We start from the raw sequence: 14,641 nt of genomic DNA on the forward strand, positions 1-14,641 counted from the left end.
TAAGAAATATTGTTTATATTCATTTTCTTGATTGGGTTAATAACACAAACTAGTGGTTTAAAGTTATAAGCATGTATTTATGGCTTATTAGGAAGAGAAAAAACTATTATAAATAAGTACACAATTCAACAAAGAGAATGAAAATACTGAAGATCTAATATTTTAAGCGAAATATCAACTTAGGGAGTTGATTGCTTTAACTTTTTAATTTCACCTTTGAAAAAGTACACCTTTTTAACTTTTAATTTTGTTACCTTATCAACTATGAGAAATTGACTGATTTATCAAAAAGCACATATTTGATTTCTAAAACCTCCAAGAACGAATCTAGCGCGCTAGTAGGACATATATTTCCTTTGGTTTTGATGATTTTGATAAATTTTAATGCTTCAAGTCAGTTTTACCCAGCAAAACTATATTCAGTCCGAGATGGAATGCCAACCAATGCTATTTATGATATTACACAATCACCAGATGGAATTTTATGGTTTATGACCTCAAAGGGCGTAGCGAGTTACAACTCCCTTGATTGGAAACTATTTCCAGATAGCCTAAAACTTCCCAATTCACCCTACTCTTTCATTAAGTCTCTCGAAGATGGGTCAGTTTGGGTTGCTGGCCAAAATAGAGATGGATTTATTATTCGATATTTAAAGAACGAGAAATGGCATTCAATAAATATAGAGGACATTGGCGATATACATGGTAAATTTTGCTTTGATGTCAAAATCAAAAAGAACGATTATGTAATAGCAATTGGTAATCACAATTATATAGATTTAATAACTATATCAACAGAAACTGTCAATAGAATACGTCTATCAGATTTTCCGTCATTAGAAATATATTCTATTTCTTTCAAAAATGACAGTACATATATATCCAGCTCTGAAGGTCTTTTTATCTACAGTGACTCCATCAAGCCACATCCAGTAAATACAGCCTTAGGAACCCAAAAAGAAGTGCTGCAAGTAGCGTTCGAAGATGAAAGTTTATACCTCTTAGGTAAAGATTGGTTGGGAATCTACAAAAATGACACATTCCAATATCTAAACAAAGGCACAGGTGTCACCACCAAAAGTCAATTTAATAAGCATAATCTGACAATTGACCAATTTGGCAGAGTATTTTTTAGTAGCATGAGTTCAGCTCGCTTTCTCGATCCTTCCTCTGGTAAGAGCGAAATCTTGTTTGTGAACGGTCGAATTTTCAATGCAAAGAGCAACAAAATATTTGTAGACGATGAGAACAATGTTTGGGTCGGAGATCATCGTGGTCTCTTTAAATTCAATGTGTTAAGATTCCAAAATTATAATGAAAATATTGGTTTAGCTAATGACGAAGTTGCCGCAATCTCCACCTATCAAAATCAGCTAGTTTTAGCAAATAAAAGCGATCTAAATTTTCTATCTGACGGTGTTATAAAGAAAAAGCTCCCTTTGAATTATAAAGCGGGGATCAGAGCACTAGACATGGCATATGATGGTCAAAATACATTGTATATTGCTGCGAATTCAGGCGGCTTACAAAAATATGACGGAATCAATTTGACAAATATTACTTTACCAGAAAATGATAATAATAATATCTCCACAGTAGAATACATTGATAAAAAATTATTTTTTGCCAATACGCATGCTTTGTTTTCATTAGAAGGAGAAGAAACCAGAAAAGAAATAGACTTGTCCGGAATAAGAAACATCAACTATTTGAACGCAGACAGCATCGCCTTGCTAAGTACTGGAAAGGGCTTATATCTTTACCAGCCCCGCTCAAAGAAAATCAAGCATTTCACTTCTCGGTCCTTAAATTATCAAAATACATATAACGTCTGCAAATGGAATGGCCAATACTTCGTAGGTACTGGCGGTGGGCTGGCAATAATTAGTGATAACGAGATAACTCCGTATTTCACAACTGAGAAATTAAATCGAGTTGCTGTTTATAGTTTATTTGTAAGTACAAATAATAAACTATGGATCGGAACAAATGAAGGAGTATTTATTTGGGATGAAAAAAAACTGATCAACTACAATCGGTCTCACGGGCTAATTGGTGACGAAATTAATAGAAATGCGTTTATTCAAATTAAAGAAGAGAAAGTTTGGATAGGCACTGAATTAGGCGCTTCGGTGTATGACTACAGTAATGACATCAGTCTGGAAATTATTCCTAATCTAAGCATCACAAAAGCATCTACATTAGAAGGTCAAATTCTAAATGAAAGCAATAATACGCTGAAATACAATAATAATACTCTTGAATTTCAGTTTATAGGAATATCATTCTTTGATGAAAATCAAATTAAGTATAGGTATAAATTGATCGGCTTTGACGATCAATACCTTTATATTAACAATCCAAATTCCAATGCCATTAGGTACACGAATTTACCTCCTGATGATTATCAATTTCTTGTGGAATCAAGCATAGACTCGAACCATTGGAGCAGTCCGAAAAGCATAAATTTCACCATCAAGAAACCATTTTATACTACATACTGGTTTCTAATATTTGTGGCTTTCTCTCTTATCGTTATTCTTTATATAATTTACAAAATAAGGTTTAATTTCATCCTCAGAAATCAGAAAAAACTAAAAAAGGAGGTTCGCCAAAGAACGCAGGAAATTCAAAGCATGAATGATGAAATTCAGGCACAAAATGAAGAGCTGCTAAGTCAGAGCGAAGAAATAGCGACTAATAATGAAAGATTAGAAGAGATTGTTCAAGATAGAACTCAAAAACTTCAAGAGCAAAATGAAAGGTTATCAAAATACGCATTTATGAATTCCCATGAATTGAGAGGACCGATCTGCCGAATGATAGGTTTGCTGAATGTCTTAAAACTAACCAAAAGCGAAGATCGCGAAAAAATATTAAATTTGATTCAAATCACAGGTTTAGAACTCGATGCCATTACTATAAGAATAAATCAAACGCTGGAAACTGTTGATTTCAATGAATTATATGAATTTCATAGTAACGAAAATTTAAACAATGAGATTGAATCTAAAAAGGCAAATAATTGATATTGCTTAACATCCAATAGAAAAGTATCACATAGCAAGCAAAGTCGTATTGCTTGTGCTAATGCACCCCATCTACAATGCCTCCAACTCAACCAAAGCTAATATGACATCAAGGTGACACGTCTATGTCGTAACAAAGTCCATCATTTAAAAATAGTTTTGTACTTTAACAAATCGAAAAATGATGGAAAAAGAAAGTATCGCAAAAAACTTAGTTTACTATCGTAAACAACAAGGATTATCGCAGGAAAAGCTATCGGAAAAGTCGACTGTCACGGTAAGAACAATCCAAAGAATCGAAAAAGCATCGGTTAATCCTCATCTTGACACCCTTAAATTATTGGCAGTCGGGTTGGGTATTCAATTAGAAGATTTAAAGCCTATAGATAATCCTAAAGAAGAAAGCATTAAAACAAAATGGCTATTGCTATTTCATGGATTGCCATTATTAGGAGTAGTGGTTCCCTTTTTCAACATTCTTACTGTATTATTCCTTTGGGTGCATAAGAGAGAGGATAATTCCCTCTATGATCTGCATGGTAGAAAAATCATTAATTATAACATTTCAATTACCCTAATTTTTATCATGGCATTCATTGCACTACTAACGGTGGAAGGTTATGGCTTCCTCTTCTTTGTAAGTGTTGTACCGCTAAATTTTACCATCATCATTTTCAATATGTTTTATGTAGTGAAAAAGCAAAAATGCTTCTACCCTTTCGCTTTTCCATTTCTTTCACTTAACAAACAAGGCAAACAACTACTTATTGCATTGCTTGTTATATTTTCTTCCTGTTCGACTTCTACTGAGCAAGCGATAACACGCTTAGATGGAAGCAAACTAACCTTTGACTCATTGGAACAAAAGGTAAAGCTCCTTATGAACCAAGCTGAAGTCCATGGCTTAAACATGACTATTTTAGAAAACAATGAGGTTTTTTATCAAAATTCGTTTGGCTATAAGAACTTTCAAGAAAAAACTGCTTTAAATGACACCACCAGCATTTATGGGGCATCCCTTAGTAAAGCTGTGTTTGGTGTATTGGTCATGAAATTAGTAGAGGAAGGCGTCTTAGACTTGGACACTCCTTTGGAATCATACCTTCCAAAAAAGATATATCAATATGAGCCACAAACACGCTGGCACGATGACTACTCAGATTTAGAAACTGATAGACTCTATCATAAAATTACTGCAAGGATGTGCTTATCACACACTTCAGGTTTCCCTAATTGGAGATGGTTTGAAGGTGATCAAAAGCTGAGGGTAAAATTTGAACCTGGGGAAAAGTATCTCTACTCTGGTGAAGGCATGGTATTTCTCCAAGTAGTAATCGAAAAACTAACAGGAAAAGGATTAGAGGAGTTGGCTCAAGAGAAGGTTTTTACGCCTTTAAAAATGGACAATTCGAGCTTTCAATGGGAAACCCACTATGAAGCAGATTTTGCCTATGGTCATCAATCTGATGGCACATTGTATCAAAAAGACAAGGATAATGAGCCAAGAGGTCCGAGCACCTTAGAAACTACTGCATCAGATTATGCTTTATTTTTAGAAGCAGTTTTAAATAAAAAACTATTAAGTAATCAGAGCTGGAAAGAAATTCTACAACCCCAGATTCGAATCAAATCTAAACGACAATTTGGGCCTCTCTCCAATCAGACAACAGATGAACATGATAACATACAGCTTTCCTATGGATTAAGCTTTGGATTGCTTAAAACGCCATATGGATGGGCAGCATTTAAAGAAGGTCATGGAAATGGTTTTCAACACTACTTTATCCTATTTCCTGAAGCAAAAACGGGCGTAATGTTCATGACTAATAGTGATCGGGGAAAGTATTTTTAAATACCTATTAGAATTAGTTATTAAAGATACTTTTACTCCTTGGGAATGGGAGAATTACTTCCCCTATGATCATGAAATTTGACTTACTTTCTATTTGATTTAAGTATCCTTTTTAATACTCTGAAGAATATTAAAAGGGTATCAAATCACAATATTATAAAATAGAGAAGTTCTGAAAAATTAATCCTCATATACATTTGCTCTTTTTAGAAACATGCTATATGGATTCCATAGCGCAGAAAATGTAAGAATACATTGGGGAATTACTTTAAGACTTTTGCCACTATATCCTTCCTTCAAGATCTTTAATTATTTTATGATTTTCTATCATCGATCTTTCAATACTTGCTAGATAAAACCCTATTGACATCCTCAATTGAGATATAATTGGAATAAAATGCTGGTGTTTCATTACTTTCTTAAGCTTGGTCGTATCAACTGTTGAAACACCAAGTAAGGGAGGAAATCTCCTATCCTCATATTTAAAGATAGCTTCATTATTGAATATTTCATGTTCTAGCAAAAAGTAGGGTCTACTAAACTGGCTGATAAGTGTATTAAATTCATCAGTAGCCTGCATTACTTGCTGTAATTGCCCGAAATAGCTATTGATCTGTTCTCTAACTAAGTTATTTCGTAATTTTTCAATTGTCGTTTGATGATTATTTTGAGTAACAGGACTAAACTGGATGTTACTCACTAAAAAATCAGTTGTTACACCTTTAAACCCAGACCCGTCATTAACTATCTGATTTAATTTAAAATAGGTATTTAAATACACAGTTCCTCGTTTGTGGTAATTATTGGACAAGGCAGAGTCTCTCTTAAGGTCAATAATAATTTGCTTATAATTACCTATCTCATCATCTCTTAGTTGGACTTCCCTATTGATATCGTCTATTTTGATTGCTATTAAAATACCGATTACCACCAACAAAATTTCACCTATCGCATATAATAAATAGCTTTTGAATTTCCCCTCTATAAGTAGTTTACGTTTTACTTTATTAAAAATTTTAATCACGAAATACTTGTTTTAAAACTACAACTACTCTTGTTCTAATGAAAATAACAAAGCTTGCCTTCAATTACAAATTAAAATTAATAATCGGGATAAAATTCATCTCGACATTTTAGAAAAAAAAAAACAAAACACACTCAGTATAGTAGAAAAGTGACGAGACATAAAACTTACCTTTATAAGAGATTTAGCTTCCAATGCTTTGTATTAGTCAGTTGCGCTTTAGGGAAGGAGCTTAAGGCGACTGATGAGCAAGACCTAAATTCTTAGAAAATTTAGGTATTTGGTTCTTGAAAAAACTTTTCCAATATATAATTCTTTGGTTTCCGTGTATTTACCATGGTCCTATTGATTTAAGTTTAAAACATAATAAGACAAGGTGCTCGCTTGCATCAATTGTGACTTAAAAGTTTAATTAAATATACAAATGGTATTTACTCCCCAAAATGCATGAATTCATTGTATTTCTCTTTGATGTAAGCTGCAATTTCGTATTCGCTTGATTTTTTAATAAAATCATCCTCAACATCCATAAACATGATAAAATCTGTAAGAAGGTCTCCTTCTAACTTTACTAGCTGCTTTATAATGACACGATTGAATTTTTTATTTACCTCCGTAATTTCGCCTTTGTCAGCCTTTAAGGCATAATATTTCATTTTTGCTTTATACTTTCGACTCAACATTTTAGGAATAACATAAATATCAATAGTATGTGGAGGAAGAATCCTTCCGTTTTCCCAAAATTTCAGACTGTTATCTACCTGAAATAATGGAGGTATCTCAGCCATAGGTTTTGCCTCTGGAACACCATACATCCGTAATTTCTTGGACTTTTGTTTCTCTAATTCTCTTACCTTCTCACTGAAAATATTTGAGTTGATGGGGATATTACTTACTTCCACCTCATCTAATTGAATAACTAAAGGAGTCATCAAAACAATGACTGATTGGGGTTTGAGAATAATAAATTGCTTACGCTGATAATTAACATTCGAAATCAGCAAGGTATCAAAAGCTTGAGCTTGAACTAAAAACTCACCTTTATTATTTGTAACTGCCATTGTCTTTTTCGAAAGGTTTAGCACATGGCTCCCTTCTATTGGATCCCGCGTTTCTTCATCAAGTATCACTCCATCGAGTTGTTCTTGGGCAGTCAGATTAAAGCAGTAGAATCCCAAAAAGAGAAAGAAGATATACGTTCTCGGATGGTTCATGAAGGTTGAATTTTGCTTTCAATTAAGATAAACGCTCAACTAACTCTTTCATTATATTGTTTGTGGAAATAGGTCGATCTATATACTGATAGCGTGCGTTCATGATATACATATATCTTTAAAATGCTTTATTATTAAGCTTCCGTTCTCATCTGCTAGAAAGTTTGTATATAAAAAACCTCCTCCGCTTTTGACACTAAGTAGATTAAAAATAAGAGGTCACAAGCGGATTACTCATACACACATCCTTGCCGCACAATGCCCTCGTGAATCTTCGCCTGCGGCTCGATTTAGCTCATACGCACTAGGCATGGCGCACCTCCCCTCGTGAACCAATTCATTTAAAATAAATTGGTTTCGAAACTGCGGTTCTCATCCGCTACAAAGTTTGTGAAAAAAAAAACCTCCTCCGCTTTTGACACGAAGAAGGTTAAAAAAAAGAGGTCACGAGCGGATTCTAAAATCATTAAAATATACCTTAAATCTACTTAAAAGCATATTAATTTCTATAAAAGGGTATTTTTAAAAGGGTATTCTAATATTTTCTTACTATATTTATCCCTCATAAAAAGTGCCTCTATTTAAAGTTTAGCTGAACGGTCTATTTTCAATTTCATCTAATACCCTTTTATTATGAGAATTGCTAAGGAAAGAATTACACTAAAAAAACAAGCCACTAAATACGATTACTATATTCTTAAGTATAAAATTCAAAACTATATTACCACCGGAAGCGAGTACACAATTTCAGCACTCTATAATAATGACATTGTCAAGCTCAATAATAACCAATTGAAAAAGGGTAAATTAGTAAACATTCCAAATGCTGACAAAGGCAATCTATTTTTTGAAAATGAGAAGCAAAGAATAAGATATGTATTTGATTATCTAATTGGTAAATCAATAGCACCCAATAATAAAATTATAAATTACTATCTATATGAAAATTATAACGATGTTTTAAACTACTTAGAATTTAATACAGAGGGTGACGAAAATCTATTATTTGATGAAAATCTATATTTAGATGACATTACTAATGAGGGTAAGGACGGACTTAGTTATATAACAAACCATATACCTAACAACAAGGAGGAAAAAGAGATACAAAAACAAAATGAAGAGGATTACAGGATTTCGGAGTTAGAAAAAATTGATTTAGAATACATCTTCAAGAAACACCTTTATGAGACAGGAGACGGAAACAGTAATCATAATAGAGTTTTACACCTGCTAAGCTACTATAAAGAGAAAAACAAAATACCTATTCTACATTATAGCGAATTTAGTAGGTCATTTATTGATAAGTTAATACGCTTTGCCATCGCTAATGGATATAAGATTGATAATTCCAAAGTGGCACGGTACAAGATTTCAGTAATTAAAAAATTGGCTTCGTCATTACGGAAATACGGTGACTGGCTAGACCAAAATGAATTTGAAATAAATCTTAATTATGCAAGATTTAAATTAATATCCGGGAACAAAAAAGATGCACATATTAGGTACGTGGTAAAGGATGAAATTAATGTATGGGCTATCAGTGGCGAGGAATTAGAAATCATTAGGAAATTTGATTTTAACAAAGTAAAGGACAGTGAAAGGAGAAACAGGCTTGAAAAAACTAGGGACTTATTTTTAATTGATGTTTACTTAGGTGGCTTAAGGATAGGGAATTTAACAGGACTTACTAAAAAGAGTTTTCACGTTGCCCCTAACGGAAGGCATAAGGTTACTTATAAAAGCAGTAAAACAGGAGTAATGATAACTAATACTATTCCAAATTTCGCACTTCCATTAATTCAAAAGTATGATTTTGATTTTACTAACTTCTTTAAATACTCTCAAAACTATAATGAGCAGCTAAAAGAGATGGCAAAGGAAATGGAGCTTAACAGGTTAATAACTCAATACGAAACCTATGCACACCTAGAAGAGCCACAACGGTACGAAATGCCAATGCATAGTATATTTTCATCTAAGGCAGGACGTAAAGCACTAATTAGCTTACTATATAATACATTGGATGCAAAAGGCGAACATAAATACAGTTTAGAACAAATAGCTAAAATCACTGACCATTCAATGAGTTCAATTAAACACTACCTAGCTATTGAGGTAGACCAAACAGCTAAAATGTTAGATGACTTAGAACTGTAGTACCTTATGTAATATAAGAAGCAATCCAACTGATAAGTTTCCACCGACAGGTAACAAATAATTTAGACACTATCCCAAAAAGTGTGTAGCTAAAAATTTTGTAGATAGTGTTTAAGATTAAATTAGTACTTCATCATATTATCAACAGTGTATTTCATAAAATATAAATTATCTTTTATATAGATATCATCCTTACCATCACCACCAATCCACATTGGTTTTATAAAATCATTAAGCTTTTTGATTTTATCGTAATAGCTGAAAATTAATTCACCTGTTGAGTTTACAATCAAATCATTCTTGGTTGTGTTGTCGAGGGCTAAATATTCCATAATGGTTTTGCTGAGTGTGTAATAATCTATCAATGAATTTCTGTCAAAAGTTTTTACAATATCATTCATTATATCGGTATCATCATCAATACTATCAGTCGGACTAAAACCATTTAAGTCATCCATATACTTTAATAGTTTATCTTCAACTATCTGGTAAATAGCCATATGAATTTTGTGTTGAAGTTCCACTTGGTTTTCTTGTGTGGTTGTCATAGTAGATTTTTTAGTTTGATTCTAAAACAAACATAATCAATGAATTAGCGTGGAGTTGAAAAAATATAATATTTATTTTTCAATGCACCTATAGATTCTACAGCCATCAACCCACCCCCCAGGGGTATGGGGGAAGGATTCACATTCTGAGGGTCTTTCTGAATATCACACAAATAGAAGAACGTTCGTTTCCCCAAAATTTTTTACCTAAAGGGGGTGTGAAATTAATTCTCTGAAAAAGAAATATTTGACCCCTTATGGAGTATTTAAATACATAGGGGGAGATAGAATTACCCACCTATCAAAAAATCACTTAAAACGCCTAAATGAGAGGCGTTAATTAGATGAAATATAGAAATAATGACTAAAAACAAGACTAAAAATTTAATAGAATATCACCAATTAAAAGAACTAATTGACAGGCACTATATAAAACAGCATTTAAGGCAATTAGGAATAAATCAATCTCAATTAGCGAGAATGCTTGGTGTAGATAATAAATATGTGAACAAATTAATTAGTGGAAAAATCGGTTTGTCTTCTGGTCGAAAGCTTTCCATATTCTACATTTTCAAAGACTTATATAGTCAAAATAATAACAGCAGTAAAAACAATTAAAAGAAATGATTTTCAATTTAGAAAGTATCAATGAAATATTAGAAGCTTCCCAAGTGGGAGCAAAAAAGAATGATAGTCCATTATGGACAAATAGCGAAGAATTAGAGAAGTATATGAAAACTTCGACAGGAATAAATTTCTCAATTACAGATATTGAAGGAATTATCCGACCAAAGAAATCTGAATTCTCAACATTAAAGAATTTAGAGCCAAAGCCAACAATATTGGAACGCCTTGGTGTTAATATATGGGATAGTTCAATGAGTGGAGTTGATGGTATCAAAGCCCCTAATTTAGCAAACCTAGATTTTGAGTTTGTAAATGAAGGTGAAGAAGCTCAAGACGGAGTTAATGCAGTACCACATTTGCAGTATAGAAATAATTTTGTCACTGGGATTGTGGAATTACAAAAGCCAAATTTTATTGGGAAAACTCCAGAAGAAATTAACCAATGGTTATTGATTGAGACAAAAAGAGCTATTCACGAAGCTATTTTTAAAAAATTAGTCTCTAAAATAACAGCTTTATCGGCTGTTAGTGGCTACACGTCAATAGATACGGCAAAAACTTACAGTTTAGCAGATTTCAACGCATTAGAGCAAGCCAATACAGGCGACTACAGCGAATTAAAATATTTAGTAAGCTCATTTACAGCGAGAAAATTAAAAACAACTGACAGCGGTTACAATCAACCTTTATTAGCTAATAGATTGGTAAATGATATACAAACTTATGTGAGAAAAGAAGTTGCAAATGATTGTGTAATCCTTGGGGATTTCTCTAAGGTGGGTATTATGGTTCACGGAATGAACATCTTCACAGACCAATACACGAAAATGAATGACGGTATATTACAAATGCGTGTAATTTCTCATTGTGATTTACATTTATTAGATAATTCAGCATTCACCACTGGAAAAAACTTTGAATAATTAATTCTTTTATTCTTTCATCGAGGTGGATTGCCTGCAAAAGTCGCTTAAAAAGCAGTTGCAGGCGTGAAGCCTTATTCTTTCAGAAATGGGATGCATTAGTTTGCATTCCTATTTTAACTTTAACATTTAAAAAATTAATTATTCAATTATGAAAACTAATGACATTAAAATAAGGGCAACTTTAACAAATAAGGAAATTGACCATTTAAAAAGACATTACGCAAACAAAGCAAATAGTAAATCTTATGAAGCTGAATTTCAAAGAGATAAAAATATCTTGGATAAGCTAAAAAATAATTAAACTAAGAATGAACTTTTTCCGGTTGAAAATTGTGTCAATATTTCAATCAAAAGTAGTCACCCACTACACAATAATAACAATTAGTTAAAGCCATTTAAAAGTGGTATAACTGTTTTGAAAAATTTAACTATTACCATACTTCCAATAACTGGAAGTTTTACCGATTTATTACAAAAGAAAGCATTTAGAATGCCTGATAATCTTAGCCTAGATTTTCAAGTATTCAATGTCAATTCATAAAACATCGTACCCCTCCACCCTACCTAATAAGCAGGGTATCGACCTACGATGTGATTTATCATTTCGTAGTCATAACAGTAATAATTACAATAATGGATTCTTAAGATTAGATTCGTTAGCTATTACTTATCTATTACCTGATACTTATACTATTGTTTTAGAGACTAGTAAAACCATTATACAACAAATATTAGATAATGAATTATTTTCTATTGGGGATTATCAGATAAAAGAGATAGATAATAAATCTACCGTATATCTCAATTCATATTCAATTTATTTGGATAGTGAAAGATTTGGCACTTTGTATTTAAATAGCACCAAAAACAAACAACACGTAGGATTTAAAGTCGATAATCTATTTTTATATAACAATGAACCACAGTTAATAAAAACTCATCTGGAAAGCTTAGAAGAAGCTTTTGAAATAGAGTTTAATAACATCAATTACGTAGAATTAGCTTATGATACTTTAGAGCAAATCAGAGATGAATTTGGGGAAGTTTTTTATAATTCTGATTCCATCAAATTCAACAAGAACCCTCTTTACTCATTAGGTAGTAAATATTATATAGATGCTTTGCACAACTTTGCAACCTTTTGCAGTGGCAGCAAAAAGAACACCGGTAAAGTAATTGCTATTTACAATAAGACCGAGGAAGTAAAAGAGCAATCAAAGAAAAAGAATAATAAAGAGCCACAATTGGCAATTATCAATGAGCAATTACAGAATAATAACGATACTGACGTAAACAGAATAGAGAGCCGTATTTCTCAGAAATATATCACTCAATATGAGAAGAAAGTAATTGAGCCTATTAACCTTGACTACATTTTCAATCCTGAAAAGCAGCAAGAAATATTTAAATATACTGTAGGTGACCTACTAAAAATAAAAATATTGGATTCTAAAAAATGGGATAAAAACGGAAATGATAAGTACAATTACTTTGAGATTCTAAATTTTGACCATTTCAATTCACCGTTAACCTTTAAGCAATCTGATATGGATAAAATTGCTAATGGTTACACTCCTGAACATAAGGGAACTATCGTTAAAAATTTGACTGATAGAGAAGTATATAATCAAATCAATAGATTAACTCAAAACGGCTTAAAGGGCAATTTTGATAGTTACTTATTTGATTGTGATGATAGTGATTTACAAATTATAAAAGATGCTGTGTATGAAAATAAGCTTAATAAAAAAGATAGTGCCTATTATGTAAAAATGCTAAATGGGTGGGTAAAAAGCTATGATAAACCTAGGCTTAACCCCATTGCATCATTAACCATTAAAAAGTTTATCGAGCATTTACAAAATAATTATATAATTTTTCATAAAACAGAATACTTTTTCAATTAATGAAGTATTTATAAAAGTTGAACAACGTTTTTTTTCAGAACAGTATAAAGTCGAAGGTGTGGTAAGCCTTCGGCTTTTACACTATAACTATTAATAAATTAATAGTTTCTGATTCCACCAGACCAAAAGAAAACAACTAGTATAAATTATAATAGTCCTATAAGAGAAATCACTAATCCCACAATAGAAACTATTATTGCAATATTTGCTCTAATTCTATTTTTCTTTAGAATTTCAAATTTCTCAATATATTCAATTCCCGTTGCCGATATGGTGTATGATTTACCAATTTCAGTATTAGCAAAAGTTTCATCTAATTGATTAATAAAACCAATACTTACTAGATAATGAAATATTCCAAATTTATCTGATGCATTAATGGAATTTAGCATTTCAACATCTTGTACCGGTTCATTAAATTCTTCATAAATTTGTTTCAAAACGTTGTAATTCTTAATTCTTTTCATCGTGCCCTTTTTTACATTCTTCATAAATATAACAGGGAGAATTTATAAATCTTTTATTCAGAACAAATTCCAGTGGTTTAAAGAGGTTGGTTTTTCCTTTTTTATGATACGGAGTATAAAAGGCAAGGCTACTGCAAGTAACCAACTACCGGAAGTTTTCTTTTTATGGTAACTTAGCAGTAGGCTTTCCATCACTTTTCAAGTGATAACATATCATCACTACCACAACTAATGATAATACATCACCACTAACACAAGTAATCGCAATAGGCGACATTTTGAGCCGTGCAACAGGCACAGAGGCGAAAAAATGGAAGCCGAACATTGTGATTGCTAACTTATCAGTTTATCACTACATTAATAAATAGAAGCTAAGAAGCAAAAATCATCATTACAATTGCTATTGCTATTGATACACTAATTACAAATAGAAGGAAGTTTTTAATGAAACCAGTATTACTAGCAATCTGCTTGTTGCTAATTGCTATTCTTTCAAGTAATTCCTTTTCAGATAGTTCAGAAACTTTTTTTGATTCTGCCATTCATTTAATTTTTAGTTGAACTGTCAATATAACTCAATTAATTGAAAATAGTTATAAAACCGAATATAAACAGACTGAAATTAAAGAATACCCTTTTATGGGCTAATTTAAATGGAGATAAGGTGTTTTTTTGTTATAAAAGGGTATTTAAAAAACATAAAAAAACCTCTAACTTCCTGATTATCATTTAGTTAGAGGTAAAAATAATGAGGTCACGAGCGGATTCGAACCGCTGTAGATGGTTTTGCAGACCACTGCCTAGCCACTCGGCCACGTGACCTTAACCGCTTTTGCGATTGCAAAAATAGACATATTATTGAGCATCTCAAACAGAGAACGTTAATA

General features: G+C 32.1%; 12 protein-coding genes and 1 tRNA gene. 7 read left to right on the forward strand and 6 right to left on the reverse strand.

From position 1 onward, the window contains the following. Window positions 1-272: 272 nt before the first annotated feature. Together B9Y84_RS05020 and B9Y84_RS05025 are read left to right on the forward strand one after the other, a co-directional pair. Window positions 273-3,029 (forward strand): ligand-binding sensor domain-containing protein, encoded by a 2,757-nt coding sequence (locus tag B9Y84_RS05020; RefSeq protein WP_085515977.1) that lies wholly within the window; start codon window positions 273-275, stop codon window positions 3,027-3,029. Between the two features lie 181 nt (window positions 3,030-3,210). Beyond that, on the forward strand, window positions 3,211-4,881 hold the full coding sequence (locus B9Y84_RS05025; RefSeq protein ID WP_245830820.1) for a serine hydrolase: 1,671 nt from the start codon (window positions 3,211-3,213) through the stop codon (window positions 4,879-4,881). Between the two features lie 283 nt (window positions 4,882-5,164). Here the strand turns inward: B9Y84_RS05025 and B9Y84_RS05030 are convergent, their stop codons facing one another. Together B9Y84_RS05030 and B9Y84_RS05035 are read right to left on the reverse strand one after the other, a co-directional pair. Further along, a complete protein-coding gene (locus B9Y84_RS05030; protein ID WP_085515978.1) occupies window positions 5,165-5,905 on the reverse strand; it encodes a hypothetical protein in 741 nt (246 codons plus the stop codon). 431 nt (window positions 5,906-6,336) lie between these two features. Continuing rightward, a complete protein-coding gene (locus tag B9Y84_RS05035; RefSeq protein ID WP_085515979.1) occupies window positions 6,337-7,119 on the reverse strand; it encodes a peptidase associated/transthyretin-like domain-containing protein in 783 nt (260 codons plus the stop codon). 633 nt (window positions 7,120-7,752) lie between these two features. On the opposite strand from B9Y84_RS05035, the gene B9Y84_RS05040 reads away from it, so the two are divergent. Beyond that, window positions 7,753-9,279 carry a site-specific integrase gene (locus B9Y84_RS05040; protein WP_085515980.1) on the forward strand — a complete coding sequence of 509 codons (1,527 nt, stop codon included), beginning with the start codon at window positions 7,753-7,755 and terminating at the stop codon, window positions 9,277-9,279. A gap of 122 nt (window positions 9,280-9,401) precedes the next feature. Here the strand turns inward: B9Y84_RS05040 and B9Y84_RS05045 are convergent, their stop codons facing one another. After that, a complete protein-coding gene (locus B9Y84_RS05045; RefSeq protein ID WP_085515981.1) occupies window positions 9,402-9,827 on the reverse strand; it encodes a hypothetical protein in 426 nt (141 codons plus the stop codon). A gap of 360 nt (window positions 9,828-10,187) precedes the next feature. Here B9Y84_RS05045 and B9Y84_RS05050 point away from each other — a divergent pair, with 360 nt between their 5' ends. From B9Y84_RS05050 to B9Y84_RS05060, 4 genes are all read left to right on the forward strand, one after another. After that, window positions 10,188-10,445, forward strand: a complete 258-nt coding sequence (locus B9Y84_RS05050; RefSeq protein ID WP_085515982.1) for a helix-turn-helix domain-containing protein — start codon at window positions 10,188-10,190, stop codon at window positions 10,443-10,445. Between the two features lie 5 nt (window positions 10,446-10,450). Beyond that, window positions 10,451-11,377 carry a hypothetical protein gene (locus tag B9Y84_RS05055; protein WP_085515983.1) on the forward strand — a complete coding sequence of 309 codons (927 nt, stop codon included), beginning with the start codon at window positions 10,451-10,453 and terminating at the stop codon, window positions 11,375-11,377. Window positions 11,378-11,528: 151 nt separating this feature from the next. After that, window positions 11,529-11,681: a hypothetical protein gene (locus B9Y84_RS20550; RefSeq protein ID WP_176223718.1), complete on the forward strand. Its 153-nt coding sequence runs from the start codon at window positions 11,529-11,531 to the stop codon at window positions 11,679-11,681. A 226-nt stretch (window positions 11,682-11,907) separates the two neighbouring features. Next, on the forward strand, window positions 11,908-13,287 hold the full coding sequence (locus B9Y84_RS05060; protein ID WP_085515984.1) for a hypothetical protein: 1,380 nt from the start codon (window positions 11,908-11,910) through the stop codon (window positions 13,285-13,287). A 146-nt stretch (window positions 13,288-13,433) separates the two neighbouring features. Here the strand turns inward: B9Y84_RS05060 and B9Y84_RS05065 are convergent, their stop codons facing one another. From B9Y84_RS05065 to B9Y84_RS05070, 3 genes are all read right to left on the reverse strand, one after another. Continuing rightward, the gene (locus B9Y84_RS05065; RefSeq protein ID WP_139827940.1) at window positions 13,434-13,754 is read right to left on the reverse strand and encodes a hypothetical protein; all 321 of its coding nucleotides are present in this window, start codon (window positions 13,752-13,754) and stop codon (window positions 13,434-13,436) included. Between the two features lie 371 nt (window positions 13,755-14,125). Further along, window positions 14,126-14,296, reverse strand: coding sequence for a hypothetical protein (locus B9Y84_RS20555; protein ID WP_176223719.1), 171 nt, complete (start codon window positions 14,294-14,296; stop codon window positions 14,126-14,128). Between the two features lie 209 nt (window positions 14,297-14,505). Then, a tRNA-Cys gene (locus B9Y84_RS05070) sits at window positions 14,506-14,576 on the reverse strand. Window positions 14,577-14,641 lie beyond the last annotated feature (65 nt).

This window comes from Marivirga sericea, from assembly GCF_900177665.1.
In the GTDB taxonomy this organism is placed as follows: domain Bacteria; phylum Bacteroidota; class Bacteroidia; order Cytophagales; family Cyclobacteriaceae; genus Marivirga; species Marivirga sericea.